This window comes from Cohaesibacter marisflavi (genome assembly GCF_900115225.1).
Taxonomy (GTDB): domain Bacteria; phylum Pseudomonadota; class Alphaproteobacteria; order Rhizobiales; family Cohaesibacteraceae; genus Cohaesibacter; species Cohaesibacter marisflavi.
The window spans coordinates 544651-561081 of record NZ_FOVR01000001.1; the positions used below are offsets into that span (position 1 = coordinate 544651).

Annotated in this window: 19 protein-coding genes; 17 read left to right on the top strand and 2 right to left on the bottom strand. The window is 53.5% G+C overall.

Annotated elements, in window-relative coordinates:
• The first annotated feature begins 39 nt into the window (after positions 1–39).
• From nifB to BM258_RS02475, 6 genes are all read left to right on the top strand, one after another.
• The gene (gene nifB / locus BM258_RS02450) at positions 40–1623 is read left to right on the top strand and encodes a nitrogenase cofactor biosynthesis protein NifB (protein WP_090068469.1); all 1584 of its coding nucleotides are present in this window, start codon (positions 40–42) and stop codon (positions 1621–1623) included.
• Between the two features lie 9 nt (positions 1624–1632).
• Positions 1633–1908, top strand: a complete 276-nt coding sequence (locus BM258_RS25050; RefSeq protein ID WP_090068472.1) for an indolepyruvate ferredoxin oxidoreductase subunit alpha — start codon at positions 1633–1635, stop codon at positions 1906–1908.
• 4 nt (positions 1909–1912) lie between these two features.
• The gene (locus BM258_RS02460) at positions 1913–3181 is read left to right on the top strand and encodes an FprA family A-type flavoprotein (RefSeq protein ID WP_090068473.1); all 1269 of its coding nucleotides are present in this window, start codon (positions 1913–1915) and stop codon (positions 3179–3181) included.
• A gap of 25 nt (positions 3182–3206) precedes the next feature.
• Positions 3207–3497, top strand: coding sequence for a 2Fe-2S iron-sulfur cluster-binding protein (locus BM258_RS02465; RefSeq protein ID WP_090068475.1), 291 nt, complete (start codon positions 3207–3209; stop codon positions 3495–3497).
• Positions 3498–3587: 90 nt separating this feature from the next.
• The gene (locus BM258_RS02470; protein WP_090068477.1) at positions 3588–3947 is read left to right on the top strand and encodes a 2Fe-2S iron-sulfur cluster-binding protein; all 360 of its coding nucleotides are present in this window, start codon (positions 3588–3590) and stop codon (positions 3945–3947) included.
• Positions 3944–4552 carry a nitrogen fixation protein NifQ gene (locus tag BM258_RS02475; RefSeq protein WP_090068479.1) on the top strand — a complete coding sequence of 203 codons (609 nt, stop codon included), beginning with the start codon at positions 3944–3946 and terminating at the stop codon, positions 4550–4552. The genes BM258_RS02470 and BM258_RS02475 overlap by 4 nt, the downstream gene beginning before the upstream one ends.
• 23 nt (positions 4553–4575) lie before the next feature.
• Here the strand turns inward: BM258_RS02475 and BM258_RS02480 are convergent, their stop codons facing one another.
• Both BM258_RS02480 and BM258_RS02485 read right to left on the bottom strand, forming a co-directional pair.
• Complete coding sequence (locus BM258_RS02480) at positions 4576–4989, bottom strand: bacteriohemerythrin (RefSeq protein WP_175527886.1); 414 nt, start codon at positions 4987–4989, stop codon at positions 4576–4578.
• A gap of 32 nt (positions 4990–5021) precedes the next feature.
• Positions 5022–5885: an SIR2 family protein gene (locus tag BM258_RS02485; protein ID WP_090068483.1), complete on the bottom strand. Its 864-nt coding sequence runs from the start codon at positions 5883–5885 to the stop codon at positions 5022–5024.
• Positions 5886–6328: 443 nt separating this feature from the next.
• Here BM258_RS02485 and nifH point away from each other — a divergent pair, with 443 nt between their 5' ends.
• From nifH to BM258_RS02540, 11 genes are all read left to right on the top strand, one after another.
• A complete protein-coding gene (nifH, locus tag BM258_RS02490) occupies positions 6329–7207 on the top strand; it encodes a nitrogenase iron protein (protein ID WP_090068485.1) in 879 nt (292 codons plus the stop codon).
• Between the two features lie 78 nt (positions 7208–7285).
• Positions 7286–8758, top strand: a complete 1473-nt coding sequence (gene nifD, locus BM258_RS02495; protein ID WP_090068487.1) for a nitrogenase molybdenum-iron protein alpha chain — start codon at positions 7286–7288, stop codon at positions 8756–8758.
• A 72-nt stretch (positions 8759–8830) separates the two neighbouring features.
• Entirely contained in the window at positions 8831–10402 is a 1572-nt protein-coding gene (gene nifK, locus BM258_RS02500; protein ID WP_090068489.1) for a nitrogenase molybdenum-iron protein subunit beta, read from the top strand.
• An 81-nt stretch (positions 10403–10483) separates the two neighbouring features.
• Positions 10484–10696 carry a putative nitrogen fixation protein NifT gene (gene nifT / locus BM258_RS02505; RefSeq protein WP_090068491.1) on the top strand — a complete coding sequence of 71 codons (213 nt, stop codon included), beginning with the start codon at positions 10484–10486 and terminating at the stop codon, positions 10694–10696.
• A 42-nt stretch (positions 10697–10738) separates the two neighbouring features.
• The gene (locus BM258_RS02510; RefSeq protein WP_090068493.1) at positions 10739–10936 is read left to right on the top strand and encodes a 4Fe-4S binding protein; all 198 of its coding nucleotides are present in this window, start codon (positions 10739–10741) and stop codon (positions 10934–10936) included.
• 104 nt (positions 10937–11040) lie between these two features.
• Complete coding sequence (locus BM258_RS02515; RefSeq protein ID WP_090068495.1) at positions 11041–11742, top strand: dinitrogenase iron-molybdenum cofactor biosynthesis protein; 702 nt, start codon at positions 11041–11043, stop codon at positions 11740–11742.
• Positions 11739–12011 (top strand): DUF6129 family protein, encoded by a 273-nt coding sequence (locus BM258_RS02520; protein ID WP_090068497.1) that lies wholly within the window; start codon positions 11739–11741, stop codon positions 12009–12011. Before BM258_RS02515 ends, BM258_RS02520 begins: the two co-directional genes overlap by 4 nt.
• On the top strand, positions 12008–13024 hold the full coding sequence (locus tag BM258_RS02525; RefSeq protein WP_090068499.1) for a hypothetical protein: 1017 nt from the start codon (positions 12008–12010) through the stop codon (positions 13022–13024). Before BM258_RS02520 ends, BM258_RS02525 begins: the two co-directional genes overlap by 4 nt.
• Before the next feature lie 130 nt (positions 13025–13154).
• Positions 13155–14558, top strand: coding sequence for a nitrogenase iron-molybdenum cofactor biosynthesis protein NifE (gene nifE, locus BM258_RS02530; RefSeq protein ID WP_090068501.1), 1404 nt, complete (start codon positions 13155–13157; stop codon positions 14556–14558).
• 5 nt (positions 14559–14563) lie between these two features.
• On the top strand, positions 14564–15982 hold the full coding sequence (gene nifN, locus BM258_RS02535; RefSeq protein ID WP_090068504.1) for a nitrogenase iron-molybdenum cofactor biosynthesis protein NifN: 1419 nt from the start codon (positions 14564–14566) through the stop codon (positions 15980–15982).
• Complete coding sequence (locus tag BM258_RS02540) at positions 15936–16430, top strand: NifB/NifX family molybdenum-iron cluster-binding protein (protein ID WP_210186625.1); 495 nt, start codon at positions 15936–15938, stop codon at positions 16428–16430. The genes nifN and BM258_RS02540 overlap by 47 nt, the downstream gene beginning before the upstream one ends.
• Position 16431: the final 1 nt, after the last annotated feature.

Here is a 16431-nt window from a genome sequence, read left to right on the forward strand (position 1 = left end):
TTCAACTATGGACCAATGCTGAAGAAAGGATCGGGACCCATGCTGGATGGAATGACGCAGGCGGACAAACAAACCGGATGCACACAAACTTCCTGTGGCAGCTCCAACGACCATTTGGATCAGATGCCCGACGCCATTCGAGAGCGCGTCAAGAACCATCCCTGCTATTCCGAAGAGGCGCACCATCACTATGCGCGCATGCATGTGGCTGTTGCTCCCGCCTGTAACATTCAATGCAACTATTGCAATCGTAAATATGACTGCGCCAATGAAAGCCGCCCCGGTGTCGTCTCAGAGCTTTTGACGCCGGAACAGGCCGTCCGGAAAACCTTGGCGGTGGCGGCCTCCATCCCGCAGATGACGGTTTTGGGCGTTGCTGGTCCCGGCGACCCGCTCGCCAATCCGGCGCGCACCTTTGAGACTTTCCGCATGCTGAGTGAACAGGCGCCGGACATAAAGCTTTGTGTCTCGACCAATGGCCTGTCGCTGCCGGACTGCGTGGATGAATTGCTGCAATATAATGTTGATCATGTGACCATAACCATCAATGCGGTCGACCCTGAAATCGGGGCCCAGATCTATCCTTGGATCTATTGGAACAACCGCCGTATGCGCGGGGTTAAAGCTGCCAAGATCCTGATCGAGCGCCAGCAGAAGGGCCTTGAGATGCTCATTGAGCGCGGGGTGCTGGTCAAGGTCAATTCGGTGCTCATTCCCGGCGTCAATGATGCGCATCTCAAAGAGGTCAGTCGCGTCATCAAGGCCAAAGGTGCCTTCCTGCATAACGTCATGCCGCTCATCACTGAACCCGAGCATGGCACCTATTATGGTGTTATGGGCCAACGTGCCCCAACCCAGCGGGAGTTGACCGAACTGCAAGATGCGTGCGGTGACATGAACATGATGCGTCACTGTCGTCAATGTCGCGCCGATGCTGTCGGTCTGCTTGGTGAGGATCGTGGCGAGGAATTCACACTCGACAAGATTGACGCGCTTGATGTCGATTATGCTGCGGCAATGGCAAAGCGGGCTAAGGTGCAGGCTGATATAGAGGCTGAGCGGCAGCGCCAGAAGGCGCGGCAATCCAGCCTAAAGGAACAGCTCAAAGCAGCCAATGGCAAAACACTCTTCACCGTCAATGGCCTGACGATGGAGCAACAGGCCCCACTGGCGTCGGTTGCCTCTGGTGCCGTTGTCGATCGTGCCGAACAAGGCACCTTGCCGAGCGACTTAAGGTCCGTGCAAATGGCGGTGGCCAGCAGTGGGCAGGGGCTGATCAATCAGCATTTCGGCTCGGCTAGAGAATTCATGATCTATGAAGTTTCGCCAAAAGGCGCTCGTCTGATAGGTCATCGCAAGACGGCGCAATATTGCTCCGGTCCCGTCAATTGCGGAGAGGGCGACGCGGCCTTGCCTGAAACCATCGAGATGCTCAAGGGCTGTGAAGTGGTGCTCTGTTCCAAAGTTGGCTTCAAGCCATGGGACCAGCTGGAAAGCGCAGGGATCATCCCCAATGGCGAACATGCCGATGAACCGATCGTTCCCGCTTTGATGGCCGTTTACAAAGAGATGCACACTTCCGGTGCCCTCGGGCCAGATTGTTCAAAAACCATCAGCGCATAGGGGTATATCATGTCATATGAGATCACGAACCTTTGCGTCAATTGCCATGCCTGCATGGATGTTTGTCCCTCAGAGGCGATCAGCGTTGGGCTCAGTCAGTTTGTCATCAACCCCAAGGCTTGCAACCATTGTGAAGGTGACTATGCCCACGCCCAGTGCGGCAGCATTTGTCCGGTTGAGGGGGCGATCCTTGATGAATTCGGCGAGGCCGTGAACCCGGCTGGCAGCCTGACAGGCATCCCGCCGGAGCGTGTCGCGCAACTCGTGGCCGAAGGGATTCTGTAAGCCCATGTCCTCCACCTTCGCAAGCAAGCCACCAGAAGAAATCGCACCAGGGGTGAACTGGATCGGGGCGTTCGATCCTGATCTGCGCACCTTCGATCTGATCCTCAAGACTGCCAATGGCACCACTTACAACGCCTATGCCATTCAAGGGGCTGAAGGGGTGGCCATCATCGATACGGTGAAGGAGGCGTTCGCCGAGCAATTCTTCGCGCGCCTTGAAGCCGTAACGACCTATGATGCGATCACCGCAGTGGTGCTCAATCATCTCGAGCTTGATCACGCAGGCGCGTTGCCCGAGTTGATGCGTCGTGCGCCGCAAGCTCATATCTATGTCTCGCAACGCGGGCTCAAGTTGCTACAGGCAACGCTGAAGGATGAGCTGGCCAACTATCACTATACGCTCACCGACGACGGTGACACGCTGGATCTTGGCGGACGCACCGTAAAATTTGTGCTGACACCTTATCTGCATTGGCCTGAAACCAAATGCAGCTTTCTGGTCGAGGACAGAATTCTTTTCTCATGTGATGTGTTCGGCGCGCATTTCTGTGATGAGCGGCTCTATAACGATCTGGTCGGGGATTTCCGCTTTTCCTTTGAATATTACTTCAAGCATATCATGCGACCCTTCAAAAAATGGGTGTTGCAGGCCATGGACAAGATCGAGCCATTGGCCCCATTGATGATTGCTCCTTCACATGGGCCGATCTTGCGAGAGCGCCCGATGGACTATGTCAAAAGCTATAGAACGCTTTCCGGTTCCCATTTGCCTAACGAGCTGTCCGCCAGAGAGAAGAGCCTGCTGATCTTCTATATGAGCGCCTATGGCGCCACGGCCGATATGGCGCGCTCGGTTTATGAAGGTGCCAGCAGCATCGAAGGCGTGCGGGTCTCTCTTTATGATTTGCAAGGCGGAGAGGTCGAACCCTTTGTCGATCTGATCGAGGGTGCCGATGGCATGATCTTTGGCTCGCCAACCATTAATGGTGATGCGGTCAAGCCCATCTGGGATCTGCTGGCTTCGCTCGTTGCGATTGACACACGGGGCAAGATCGGGGCGGCTTTTGGCTCGTTTGGCTGGTCGGGCGAAGCCGTTCCTATGATCGAAGATCGCCTGCGAGGCCTCAAGATGCGCGTTCCGGAAAAGGGCAAGCGCATCAAGTTTCACCCAACAGAACAGGAGCTGGACGATTGTCGCCAATATGGACAGGCAATCGCCGAGCTTCTGGCTGGTAAGGCAAGGCCCAAAGTCATCGACTTTGCCGAACTCTGACTAGTAAAGGACCAAGGAGACAATCATGGCAAAAGGAAAACTGACATTCGCGGATATCGATGTGTCCGTCAATGTTCCTGCGGGAACGCGCGTTATCGAAGTATCCGAGAAAGTGGGGGCGGGCATCATCTATGGCTGTCGCGAGGGCGATTGCGGCACTTGCCTGATGAAAGTGGAAGAAGGCATGGAAAATCTTTCCGAGCCGACTGTGTTGGAAGACAAGGTGCTCAAGGAAAATATGGCGGGCAAAGACATGCGTTGCGCCTGTCAGGCCCAGATCATCGGTGAAGGCGAAGTCAAGATCAAGCCAGCCTGAGCCGAACGGATCAAGGCAGACTGCAAGCTGCATGATAACCATATCAAAAACAGCTTGCCTTTTTACTCGACCAAGGAAGGACCAAGTAGAATGCCAAAGATCATATTTCAGCATCCAGAATTTGATGAAATGGAAATTTACGCGCCTGCTGGCAGTCATAAGAAGACCGTGTTGGAGTTGGCCAAAGAATTCAAGGTTCCCATCCATTTCGATTGCGGCGACGGGGAGTGCGGCTCCTGTGTCATCAAGGTCAGCGATATCGATGGCGGCCCGACCCATATGGGCGTTCATATGACGGACAAGGAGAAGAATGTCCTGCAGGAGCAGGGCAAACTGAGCAGAGACGAGCTTGAAAAAGTCATTGTCAACGATATGCCAAGCGACTGGCGTCTGGCTTGCCAGATGATTGTGCGTGATGAAGATATCCGCATCACTTACGAGAGCGCATGATGTATATCGCAAGAGATGACGGGCTGAATATCATCGAGACAACCAAAGCCAGTCTCGATCATCAGGCGCTCTACGAGCGCTTGATGTCTTGCGCCAGCGGGAAGGGCAATGATCCCTTCCTTGCGCAAATGCTCGCCAGTTGGATGAGCGGCAAGGGCGCACTACCGCGTTTCATGGGACTAAATGAAGAGACATTCAAGGCCATGATCAGTGGCTCATTTGCCCAGTTCAAAAATGCTGGACTGCAAACCCGCTGCGACATTGAACCGGACCGCGCAAGTGAACTGGAGGACGTCAAAACTCTGTTGCTCGACCATCGCAGCCATCGGAGCGATGAGGAACTATGGATTGCCCAGATCGTTGCGACCGGCTGCATGGGCTCGGACCATCTCTGGTCTGATCTGGGATTGTTTACGCGCAAGAGCCTTGGCGAGATGCTACTGTATAATTTTCGTCCGCTCGCCGAGCAAAACATCAACAATATGCGCTGGAAAAAATTCTTCTATCGTCAGCTTTGCGCCAAAGAGGGCTTTATTCTCTGTCGGTCTCCCAGTTGCGAAACATGCAGTGAATATGATGTCTGTTTTGCTCCAGAGGGCGCCTGAACATAGGCTTGCTAGGCATTCTGTTAGACCGCGAAACTGTCCGCTTCTGGAGCTGCCTTCAAATGGACAGCCAGGGCATTGTCCATCGTGTCGGCATGCAGATCGAACCAGCGTGGCAGATCCTCGACAAAGGCCCGACCGAAGTCGAGATTGCCGGCTTGTACCTTTTCATTGATATAGTTCATCTGCTTGAGAACACGCTCATGCTCTTCGCGATGGTCTTCAAACCCTCTGAAGCCTGTTTCTTCCATGAGTTGGTCTTCAAGGGCGAAATGCTCTTGCGTATGTTCCAGAAGCTGTATGAACAAGGACTTGAATATGGATGGGTCTTGCGTTTCACCCAGCCTGTTTACAATCAGAGTAAATTCCTGATGGACAGAGTCCATTTCGTCAACACCAACTAGATGCCGACCTTCTTCCCACTCGATTAATGTCATCCTTGTGCCCCCACACATTAGAATTTCTACAGTTATAGCATAGCGTGCGACGAAACGGGAATAGCTGTTTTCTCCAGAAAGTCAGAAACATCCATTTCGATAATCTCTATGTTTTTCTTGTTGCAATAGCGGATTTCCTTGGGAGTCGGTTGTTTTATAAGTGCCCAACCAGCTGGAGATGCTGCATCATAGGTGATGTCTGACATGACCATGCGCTCCGTATCGCGCACAAACCGCATGCCCAGAAACAGATATTGCTTTTCTTTGCGATAGCTCTTCAGGAATGATGGCACACCGAACCCGCCCATCAGCTCTGTCAGATAGTCGACAAAATCAGCGTCAGAAGCGATAAAGCTGGCGGTCGGCTCAGGCGAACCGAGTGGCTTGAAAAGGATCGGTAGATCGTCCTTTAGCTCTTCAGGGCCAATGGGAACATAGCGCTCGCCATCATAACGGTTGATCGTGAACCTGTAATCTGTTCCTCCGATACGGGCTAGCCCACGCACGAGATAGTGCGGCGTGCCAGAATAGCTCTGTTGGAGCTGCAAGTCGCGGTTGATGTCGATAACATAAGGTGGGGCCACAGACTTGATCCAGTCATGCAGCGCCGCACGGCTCCAGTCCTCTGCCTTATATAGACGTGTGAGAAACTGCTCGATGAAGCGACGCCCGCGTTTGAGTTCGAGATTCATTGCAGCGCGCGGGAACTCATACATCAGTTTGGGCGCCATCGGGCGTCCCTTGTTCATGGCAAGGATAAGGCTGTCGCTATCGGCGGGCATTGGTTCACCGCTCGATCGATTGCACGCATCAAACAGCACGCCCGGTCCGAGATAGGGGACGACCTCACCACTGCGGATCTTGTCCATAATTTGCTCGATGCTTGCCTGTGTCATCTCATGCCTGCCAATCGTTGGTGCCAATTTGTCTTGATGGATAGGCAAGCAAAAAACGAACCATATTATAAATTATAGATAAGATATTGAATTATCGTGATAATCCAGTTTTGGGATTTTGTCGTATTTGCGACAGACAATAGGAGAGACTGGTCCAATTGTCGCCTGATTAGGCAGCGGCTGTAGCAGTGACGGCTTTGTCGCGCAGATCTGACAAAGACACACGACATCATGTCGCCATTGCGACAATTCCCCTTTTTCAATGTCACTCTTCCAACGCTCGAATTTTGCTGAATTATAAAATATAATATAGAAAAAACAACGGGTTAGCAAAACTTTTCAGAACTGGCACACCCCTTGCAAATCCCTTTGGCAGACACCGTTTCGTGAACCCGTTTGTTTGCGGAACTCACGGAACTCAACAAGCCTCAAGGAGAAGACCTATGGCACTTCGTCAATGCGCAATTTACGGCAAGGGGGGCATCGGTAAGTCCACCACCACGCAGAACCTCGTTGCTGGCCTCGCAGAGCTTGGCAAAAAAGTCATGATCGTCGGCTGCGACCCAAAAGCAGACTCCACGCGCCTTATTCTGCATGCAAAAGCCCAGACCACCATTATGCACCTGGCTGCGGAAGCAGGGTCTGTCGAAGATCTGGAACTGGATGATGTTCTCAAAGTTGGCTTCGGCGATATCAAATGCGTTGAGTCCGGTGGTCCGGAACCTGGCGTTGGGTGCGCTGGGCGCGGCGTTATCACGGCCATCAACTTCCTTGAGGAAGAAGGGGCCTATGAAGAAGATATGGACTTCGTCTTCTATGACGTGCTCGGGGACGTTGTTTGTGGCGGGTTCGCCATGCCAATTCGTGAAAACAAGGCGCAGGAAATCTATATCGTCTGCTCCGGTGAGATGATGGCCATGTATGCGGCCAACAACATCTCCAAAGGCATCGTGAAATACGCCAACTCCGGTAGCGTGCGTCTTGCTGGCCTCATTTGCAACTCCCGTAACACCGACCGCGAAGATGAGCTGATCGACGCTCTGGCTGCAAAGCTCGGGACCCGGATGATCCATTTCGTTCCGCGCGACAACGTTGTGCAGCACGCTGAAATCCGTCGCATGACCGTGATCGAATATGACCCGAAAGCCAAGCAGGCCCAAGAATATCGCGATCTGGCTCAAAAGATCATCGACAATGATCGCTTTGTCATTCCGGAACCAATTTCCATGGATGATCTGGAAGATCTGCTGATGGAATTCGGCATCATGGAAGTCGAAGACGAGAGCATCGTTGGGAAAACTGCCGACAGCGCTGTGGCCTGAGCCTTGTAAGCATTCACTTTGAACTGTTGATCAAGGTGTGGGGCGCATGAGCTCCCACCTTAGAACGGGAAAATGAATATGTCTGAAATGACAAGAGAACAGACCGAAGCCCTCATTCAAGAGGTGCTCGAAGTCTACCCCGAGAAAGCGCAAAAGGACCGCGCCAAGCATTTGACGATCAACGATCAGGAGATCGAGAAGTCGAGCAAATGCATTACCTCCAACCGTAAATCCCTTCCCGGTGTCATGACCATCCGTGGCTGTGCCTATGCTGGGTCCAAGGGCGTGGTTTGGGGGCCGGTCAAGGACATGATCCATCTGTCTCATGGCCCTGTTGGCTGCGGCCAATATTCCCGCGCTGGGCGCCGTAACTATTATGTCGGCAACACTGGCGTCGATACGTTCGGAACAATTAATTTCACCTCCGACTTTCAGGAGAAGGATATTGTTTTCGGCGGCGACAAAAAGCTGAACAAGATCGTTGATGAAATCAACATGCTGTTCCCGCTGGCCAAAGGTCTGTCCATTCAGTCCGAATGCCCAATTGGCTTGATCGGTGATGACATTGAAGCCGTCGCCAAACAGAAGGGTAAGGAACTGAACAAGACAATCGTGCCGGTACGGTGCGAAGGCTTCCGTGGTGTTTCACAGTCCCTCGGGCACCATATCGCCAACGATGCTATCCGTGACTGGGTCATCGATCCGGCAACCGGCAAGGAATTTGAATCCACCGATTACGACGTTACCATCATCGGCGACTACAATATTGGTGGCGACGCATGGGCTTCGCGTATTCTGCTTGAGGAAATGGGCCTGCGCGTGATTGCTCAATGGTCGGGCGATGGCACATTGGCGGAAATGGAAAATACGCCAAAGGCCAAGCTGAACCTGCTGCACTGCTACCGCTCCATGAACTACATCTCCCGTTATATGGAAGAGAAGTTTGGCGTGCCCTGGATGGAATATAACTTCTTTGGCCCAACTAAAATCGAAGAATCCCTGCGCGCGATTGCCGCCCAGTTCGATGACAAGATCAAGGAAGGTGCAGAGAAGGTCATCGAGAAATACAAGCCGCAATGGCAGGCCGTGGTCGACAAATATCGTCCGCGTCTGGAAGGCAAGCGCGTCATGCTCTATGTCGGCGGTTTGCGTCCGCGCCATATCATCGGTGCTTACGAAGATCTGGGCATGGAAGTCGTCGGCACGGGCTACGAATTTGCTCATAATGACGATTATGACCGCACCATCGCCGAAGTGGGCAACGCAACTCTCATCTATGATGACGTAACGGGCTATGAATTCGAAGAATTCGTCAAGCGCGTCAAGCCGGATCTCATCGGCTCGGGCATCAAGGAAAAATACATCTTCCAGAAGATGGGCATCCCATTCCGCCAGATGCATTCATGGGACTATTCCGGCCCATATCATGGCTATGACGGCTTTGCGATCTTTGCTCGCGACATGGACATGACGCTCAACAATCCTTGCTGGGACAGCATGACCCCACCATGGAAGCGCATGGGCGATGAAACCGCGATTGCTGCGGAATGATCCGGCACCAGAGACATCACTTCTCTCCAACACTTCGTGAGTTCACAGATTGGTGGCGCGAAGGAGGACCAAATGAACCAAGTCGTTGATAATATCAAACCCAGCTATCCTCTCTTCAAGGAAGAGGAGTATGAGAAATCTCTGGGTGACAAACGGGCTCTGTTCGAAGAGAAACATGAGCCGTCCAAAGTTGACGAAATCTTCGAATGGACCACGTCCGAAGAATATAAAGAGCTGAACTTTTCCCGAGAAGCTCTCACCATCAACCCGGCCAAAGCCTGTCAGCCACTTGGCGCTGTGCTTTGTTCGCTCGGCTTCGAAAATACCTTGCCTTATGTGCATGGGTCTCAGGGCTGTGTGGCTTACTTCCGCACCTATTTCAACCGCCATTTTAAGGAGCCGGTCGCCTGTGTTTCCGACTCCATGATCGAAGATGCGGCGGTGTTTGGTGGCCAGAAAAATATGTTCGACGGGCTCGAGAACGCCCGTGCCCTTTATAAGCCGGACATGATCATGGTCTCCACAACCTGCATGGCCGAGGTGATCGGTGATGACCTCAACGCCTTCATCGGCAACTCCCGCAAGGAAGGGCATATTCCGGAAGACTTCCCGGTTCCGTTCGCCCATACGCCAAGCTTTGTTGGCTCCCACACCACTGGTTGGGACAATATGTTCGAAGGCACCATCCGCTATTTCACGCTTAATAGCATGGAAGACAAGGAAGTTGGCTCGAACGGCAAAATCAACATTGTGCCGGGCTTTGAAACCTATCTTGGCAACTACCGTGTGCTGCATCGCTACATGAAGGAAATGGGCGTCGACTATTCGCTGCTCTGTGATCCTTCCGAAGTGCTGGATACGCCTGCTGATGGCAAATACCGCATGTATTCAGGCGGCACCACGCAGGATGAGGTGAAAGACGCGCCAAATGCCAAGGATACGCTGCTGTTGCAGCCATGGCAGCTGGTCAAGACTCGCAAATACACCAAGAACACATGGAAGCATGAAACCCCTGTCATCAACATTCCGATGGGGCTTAAGGGAACCGATGACTTCCTGATGAAGGTCGCCGAGATTTCCGGCAAGGACATCCCTGCTTCTCTGGAAATCGAACGCGGTCGCCTTGTCGACATGATGACCGACAGTCACGCCTGGCTCCATGGCAAGAAATACGCCATCTGGGGCGATGCAGACTTTGTCATGGGCCTGACGGCCTTCTTGCTCGAGCTGGGTGCCGAGCCGACGCACATCCTTTGCAACCACGCCAACAAGCGCTGGAAGAAAGCCATGGACAAGATGTTGGCCGACAGCCCTTACGGCAAGGATTGTGAAGTGCATAACGGCAAGGATCTGTGGCACCTGCGGTCCCTGATCTTCACCAATCGGCCAGACTTCATGATTGGCAACTCCTACGGCAAGTTCATTGAACGCGACACCCTGAAGAAAGGGCCGGAGTTCCAGGTGCCTCTGGTGCGTATCGGCTTCCCGATCTTTGACCGTCATCACCTGCATCGCTCCACCACTCTGGGCTATGAGGGCGCAATGACCATCCTGACGACGCTGACCAACGCCGTTCTGGAAAAGTTGGACAAGGACACCATGGAAATGGGCGTTACCGACTTCAACTACGATCTGGTGCGCTAAGCATCGGCCACATATCGCATCCTTGTTCCCTCCGTCACCTTAGGCGTGGCGGAGGGCGCACAGGGTGAAAAGGAGACCGAAATGCCAAACGTAATGCTCAGATACAACGACAAGGGTGATCTGCTGTTCTATGTGGCCAAGAAGGACCTTGAGGAAGTGATTGCTTCCGTTGAGACCAACACGGATGAAGCATGGGGCGGCACGGTGGAGCTTTCCAATGGAGACAAGTTCTTCATTGATCCGATTTCCCCGCCACCCGAATTCCCGACCACACTGCGCTTCAAGCGCGGTTAGCCATTCCTACCGGACTTTGTCTCGCCTGAAAGGAGATAGACCATGGCAATGATGATCAATGCAGATGTTTGCACCGCTTGCGGCGACTGTGAATCAACCTGTCCGTCTAATGCAATTTCCCCCCGTAAAGGTGTCTATTACATCGATCCCGCCCTCTGCAATGAATGCGAAGGCATTCATGACAGCCCCCAGTGCATGGAAGGCTGTTTTGAGGAAGACTGCATAGTTCCTGCTGAGTAGTCGTCGAGGGGAGGGACGCGAACATCACCTGCAGCCTGTTGTTCCTCACTGAGTTCGCGTCCCTTTTTTGTGTAACACATTTGAATTTGGATCGGAGGTCCAACATGACCGCCCCGTTATCGCGCGAGATCGCCTTGCGCATTGGCCTTGCGGCAAATGACTTGCCCGGCATTGACGCCGGTGCCCTGATTTCCATTCTTGGTGCAGCGGTCGGCTTGCCGATGACTGAGGAGAAATTTGCCAATCTCGGAATGAAGCATTTTCGTCAGGCCGGTGGGGAAGCCTTCATCAAGATACCTGGAGATCAGCTCAAGGCGGCACTGCGCATCCTCAAGGGAGATGGCGTGGAGGAGACGCCCGAGGATGTGTCTGTCGATCCTTACCAAGATGGTGATATGCCCGGTTCCATTCGCGTTGCCTGCGCGTCCAATTCCGCTGAAGAAATGGACGGACATTTTGGTTCCTGTCGCCGTTTTCTAGTCTATCAGGTCTCGGGCCGGGAAGCCCGTTTGATTGATATCCGTTCTACACGTGATGGAGAGGATGCCGAGGACAAGAACAAATGGCGCGCCTCTCTGATTGCCGATTGCGAAGTTCTCTATGTGATTTCCATCGGTGGCCCTGCGGCTGCCAAGGTGGTGCGTGCCGGTATCCATCCTATCAAATTGCTAGCCAGCAGGCAGGCGCGGGATATTCTGGCTGATCTGCAGCATGTTTTGGCCGAAAACCCGCCACCATGGCTGGCACGTGTCATGGGACAAGAGGCCAAAAGCCTTACGCCTTTTCTGGAGGAAATGGAAGAATGATCGACGCTGCGCTACTTGATGATGTCGCGGGGGAAGTCTCTGCACAGGGGCCTGGCGAGGAAATCTCCGCCTATCTGCGGAGCAAATGGCCCAAGGTTCATTTCACCTATTGTCAGGATGACGACATCACAACAGCGCAGCCGATCAGAGAACACAAGACATTCAATCTCTATCTGGTCGTGGGCGGAGAGGGCTGCATCAGCTTCACTTCATCCGAGCAGACTGCGACGGGCATCGTTGTGGCAGAAGTTGAAGAGTGGGAGGAATGATGGAAGACCTTTTGGAAAAGACCATGACAGAGCCAGTCAAGGAATTCGAACCGCGGATTGCGCAGCTCAAGGAGATCTGCAGCAAGATCAAACCCGGAACCCATCATGTTTCACTGGTCGAGGCCATCAGTACCATTTTGCCTGATCTTTCCTTTCGCTATCGCACAACGCTTAGTGGCTGGTATCGTTTGGGCGGGCTGGTCGACGATGAGGACAACCGCATTGCTACCAATCTGAGGCAATGGGCCGAGGCGGAATCTGACCACGACATGTTTGCCCTTTATGAGCAATATGGCGGAGCGGACTACTACACCACGCGTCTTGATGGCAAATGCCACTATTTTGTGGCACCAACAGGCAAGGGAGCAGCCGACTTTGTCCAGCTCAAGGTTGAAGAAATGACGGAGGTGATCGATCGTCCCCTGTTCGTCAATGATCTGGTGCCAGATGATCTGGAAGACCTGCTCGATCCGCAAGGGGCTTTTGCTGCCCGTGTCGACCCTACCGAGATTGCTCCACCGCGCTATGTCTTCCATTCCATAACCGATATCAGCGCGCTTGTGAGCAACCAGCTTTCTTCGGAAGGGTCTGATCTGCGCTATATCCGCTTTCTGGAAGAGTGGGGCAAAACCACAGCCTCCAGCAAGCAGCGTTTTTCCGATCACTTTGTCCTCAAGCTCTTGCCTTTTCTGGATCGCTTTGGCGAGCGCAAAACGGAAGCAACGCCCGTTCCCGTTAAAAAACTGCCGTTGCCGAGCGACAATGTCGCCAACATGAGCGGGACCAGCCTGTCGCATTTCCTCAAGGAATATGACAAGAATGCCGGTTTCCCCATGGCCTGGTATTTCAACATGCTGGTCGAACAGAAGATCTGGCCGCAGATCGCTACAGCCGTCTATATGGACCATCAGCGCAATTACCGTTATCTGGCGGACAAAGACCTTGAAGTGCTCGAGAACTGGATTCGGTTTCCTTACGTTTTCGGGGCGGGCGCTTTGCCGACATTGTTGTAACACCTGCCAAATTGTCGCTTTTGCTACATTGTGTAATTCTATATTTTATAATTATTTCAATATATTAGGGTGTGGCACAGACCTTGCTAGTTAGAAAGGCAGATATTTCTTTTAGTGAGGTTTGTGGCCAATGAAACAAAGTGAAATTGCTCAACTGCTTGATGAGCCCGCCTGCGAACATAACCACAAATCCAAATCCGGCTGTGCCAGACCAAAGCCGGGCGCTGCTGCTGGTGGCTGTTGTTTTGACGGCGCCCAGATCGCTCTGCTCCCCATCGCTGATGTTGCTCATATCGTTCATGGCTCCATCGCCTGCGCAGGCAGTGCTTGGGACAATCGGGGCAGCCGATCTTCCGGTGCCAAGCTCTATAAGCTGGGCCTGACCACAGATCTCACCGAGCAAGATGTGATCATGGGACGCGGCGAGAAGCGCCTGTTCCATTCGATTAAGCAAGCGATCGACGAGCAGAATCCTGAAGCCGTGTTCGTCTATAATACCTGCGTTCCTGCTCTTGTCGGTGATGATATCAGTGCTGTCTGCAAGGCCGCACAACAGCGCTGGGGGGTGCCGGTTGTACCTGTCGATGCTGCCGGTTTCTACGGCACGAAAAACCTTGGCAACCGCATCGCCGGCGAGACAATGGTGCGCCATGTGATCGGAACCCGAGAGCCAGATCCTGTGCCCGCTCATCTCGAGCGTGAAGGCATCCCCGTCCACGATATCGCACTGATCGGTGAATATAACATCGCGGGCGAATTGTGGCATGTGCAGCCACTGTTCGATGAATTGGGGCTGCGCATTCTCGGTTCCCTTTCAGGGGATGCGCGCTTTCGTGAAGTGCAGACCATGCATCGCTCCGAAGTCAATATGATGGTCTGCTCCAAGGCCATGATCAACGTCGCCCGCAAGCTCAAGGAAGGCTTTGGCACCCCATGGTTTGAGGGGAGTTTCTATGGCATTCGCGATATGGGCATCGCGCTGAGAGACTTTGCTCGCCTGATCGATGATCCATCCCTTACAGAGCGCACAGAAGCGCTGATCAAGCGCGAAGAGGCGAGTGTGTATGCTCGATTGGCCCCCTTTAAGGAGCGTCTCAAGGGCAAGCGTGTGTTGCTCTATACCGGTGGCGTGAAGGCCTGGTCCATTATCTCGGCCCTTCAGGACCTGGGCATGGATGTGGTTGCTACATCGACCCGCAAGTCCACCGAGCAGGATAAGGCCAAGATTCGCGAACTGATGGGAGACAAGACCGTCATGCTTGATGAAAGCCAGGGCGCACGGGCGTTGATAGACATGGTCAACGACACCAACACCGACATTCTCATCGCTGGTGGACGCAACATGTATACCGCCCTCAAGGCTCGGATTCCCTTCCTGCATATCAATCAGGAGCGTGAACTGGCCTATGCGGGCTATGAAGGCATGATCACCTTTGCCGAGCAGATCCTGCAAGCGGTGGAAAGCCCCATCTGGCAAGCTGTGCGGGCGCCTGCGCCTTGGCAGAAATCTCTCAATGTGGCCGCGGCGGAGTAAGCAACATGGCAGATATCATCAAACGCAATAAAGCTCTATCCGTCAGCCCTCTCAAGGCCAGCAGCTCGCTAGGGGCGGCGCTCGCCTTTCTGGGTATTCGAGACAGCATCGCCATGCTGCATGGCGCTCAAGGCTGTACCGCTTATGGCAAAATCTATCTGATCGGCCATTTTCGCGAACCAGTTGCCTTGCAGACAACGGCGATGGATCAGGTCAGCACCATTATGGGGTCTGATGAGAATGTGGTCGAGGGCTTGAAGACCCTCTATGACAAATTTCAGCCAGCTCTTGTCGGCATCCCGACAACCGGCCTCTCGGAAACACAGGGGGCCGACGTCAACGGGGCCGTGGCGACCTTCCGTAAAGCTCATCCCGAATGCTTCAAAACCGCTGTCGTGCCGGTTGAAACCCCAGATTATGTGGGCTCCCTTGAAGCCGGTTTTGCCAAGGCCGTTTATGAAATGATCAATCGCCTTGTGCCTGAGGCGAAGAAAAAGGGCGGTGTTGCCACCAATAGGCAGGTCAATATTCTAGTCAATGCGTCGCTGACCCCGGCCGATATCGACGAGATCAAGGATATGGTGGAAGCTTTTGGTCTGTTGCCAATTGTTCTGCCTGATCTTTCCACCAGCCTTGATGGGCATCTGGATGAGAAGGACTTCAATCCTCTAACCACAGGTGGCACCTGTGTCGGCGATTTTGAAATATTGCACAAGGCTTCTGCAACGATTGTGATCGGCGCAAGCATGGCGCCCGCTGCTGATTTGCTTTTGGAACGCACGGGTGTACCGGACCATCGCTTTGACCATCTGATGGGGCTCGAGGCAATGGATCGTTTCATTCTGACACTGCATGACCTGACGGGTCGCCCAGTGCCCAAACGCATAGAACGGCATCGCCAGCAATTGCAGGACGCGATGCTGGATACCCATTTCAATCTGGGTATGGGACGGGCAGCTGTGGCTGCCGATCCGGATTTGCTCAAGGCCTTTAGTGATCTTCTGGCGGGTATGGGATGTGAATTGGTCGCCGCTGTTGCGCCTTCCAATTCCGCTCTGCTCAAGCAAGTCTTCGCCAAAGAGGTCAAAATCGGAGATCTGCAGGAGCTGGAGAAATTTGCTGAGGCTGGCGGTGCAGATCTGCTGATCGGAAACGCTCATTGTGCCGCCAGTGCCGAACGACTGGGTCTGCCGCTGCTGAGAGCCGGTTTCCCGCAATATGATCGCATGGGCGCGTCGTCGCGTTGCTGGGTCGGTTACAAGGGATCAAAGCAGACCCTGTTTGATTTGGCAAACTTGCTTATCGAAACCGAACAGGGCGCAGTTGAGCCATACAGATCCATCTATGCACAGGTTCAGGACAGGGAGGGGGAGAGCCATGGCCCAGATCAGCCGCATGCTCACTTTGGTGGATGGCACCATTGATGACGGATTTGAAGACGGAGCTCTGAAGATCGCCTTCGCCACCAGCGATCAGCACCACGTGGACCAGCATTTCGGAACCTGCGAGAGCTTTGCAGTCTATTTGGTGACCCGTGATGAGGCGCATTTCCATCAGAGCATCGCGTTTGAGCAAGCCGCAAAGGATGGCAGTGAAGATAAGCTGCAGGCACGTATCGCGGCGCTCGAAGGAGTGGCCGCGGTTTATTGCCGGGCTGTTGGAGCGTCTGCCATTGCCCAACTTAAGCAATCGGGTGTTCAGCCCATAAAGGTGAAAGACGGCACAATGATCAAGCATCAGCTCGGTCTCTTTCAGGAAGAGCTGAAGGGAGACCCGGCATTCTGGGTGCTGCGTGCGTTGGAAAGCGTAAAGGGCCTGCGCGATGATCCGCGCCGGTTTGATGACATGGAAACCGAAGGTTGGAGCGAGTGAG

What these genes read in the sequence shown, in the direction of transcription:
- nifH (WP_090068485.1), top strand. Translation starts at nt 6,329, where the DNA reads ATGGCACTTCGTCAATGCGCAATTTACGGCAAGGGGGGCATCGGTAAG.
- BM258_RS02460 (WP_090068473.1), top strand. Translation starts at nt 1,913, where the DNA reads ATGTCCTCCACCTTCGCAAGCAAGCCACCAGAAGAAATCGCACCAGGG.
- nifE (WP_090068501.1), top strand. Translation starts at nt 13,155, where the DNA reads ATGAAACAAAGTGAAATTGCTCAACTGCTTGATGAGCCCGCCTGCGAA.
- BM258_RS02510 (WP_090068493.1), top strand. Translation starts at nt 10,739, where the DNA reads ATGGCAATGATGATCAATGCAGATGTTTGCACCGCTTGCGGCGACTGT.
- BM258_RS02520 (WP_090068497.1), top strand. Translation starts at nt 11,739, where the DNA reads ATGATCGACGCTGCGCTACTTGATGATGTCGCGGGGGAAGTCTCTGCA.
- BM258_RS02525 (WP_090068499.1), top strand. Translation starts at nt 12,008, where the DNA reads ATGATGGAAGACCTTTTGGAAAAGACCATGACAGAGCCAGTCAAGGAA.
- BM258_RS02475 (WP_090068479.1), top strand. Translation starts at nt 3,944, where the DNA reads ATGATGTATATCGCAAGAGATGACGGGCTGAATATCATCGAGACAACC.
- nifK (WP_090068489.1), top strand. Translation starts at nt 8,831, where the DNA reads ATGAACCAAGTCGTTGATAATATCAAACCCAGCTATCCTCTCTTCAAG.
- BM258_RS25050 (WP_090068472.1), top strand. Translation starts at nt 1,633, where the DNA reads ATGTCATATGAGATCACGAACCTTTGCGTCAATTGCCATGCCTGCATG.
- BM258_RS02540 (WP_210186625.1), top strand. Translation starts at nt 15,936, where the DNA reads ATGGCCCAGATCAGCCGCATGCTCACTTTGGTGGATGGCACCATTGAT.
- nifB (WP_090068469.1), top strand. Translation starts at nt 40, where the DNA reads ATGCTGGATGGAATGACGCAGGCGGACAAACAAACCGGATGCACACAA.
- BM258_RS02470 (WP_090068477.1), top strand. Translation starts at nt 3,588, where the DNA reads ATGCCAAAGATCATATTTCAGCATCCAGAATTTGATGAAATGGAAATT.
- BM258_RS02465 (WP_090068475.1), top strand. Translation starts at nt 3,207, where the DNA reads ATGGCAAAAGGAAAACTGACATTCGCGGATATCGATGTGTCCGTCAAT.
- BM258_RS02485 (WP_090068483.1), bottom strand. Translation starts at nt 5,885, where the DNA reads ATGACACAGGCAAGCATCGAGCAAATTATGGACAAGATCCGCAGTGGT.
- nifT (WP_090068491.1), top strand. Translation starts at nt 10,484, where the DNA reads ATGCCAAACGTAATGCTCAGATACAACGACAAGGGTGATCTGCTGTTC.
- BM258_RS02480 (WP_175527886.1), bottom strand. Translation starts at nt 4,989, where the DNA reads ATGACATTAATCGAGTGGGAAGAAGGTCGGCATCTAGTTGGTGTTGAC.
- nifD (WP_090068487.1), top strand. Translation starts at nt 7,286, where the DNA reads ATGTCTGAAATGACAAGAGAACAGACCGAAGCCCTCATTCAAGAGGTG.
- nifN (WP_090068504.1), top strand. Translation starts at nt 14,564, where the DNA reads ATGGCAGATATCATCAAACGCAATAAAGCTCTATCCGTCAGCCCTCTC.
- BM258_RS02515 (WP_090068495.1), top strand. Translation starts at nt 11,041, where the DNA reads ATGACCGCCCCGTTATCGCGCGAGATCGCCTTGCGCATTGGCCTTGCG.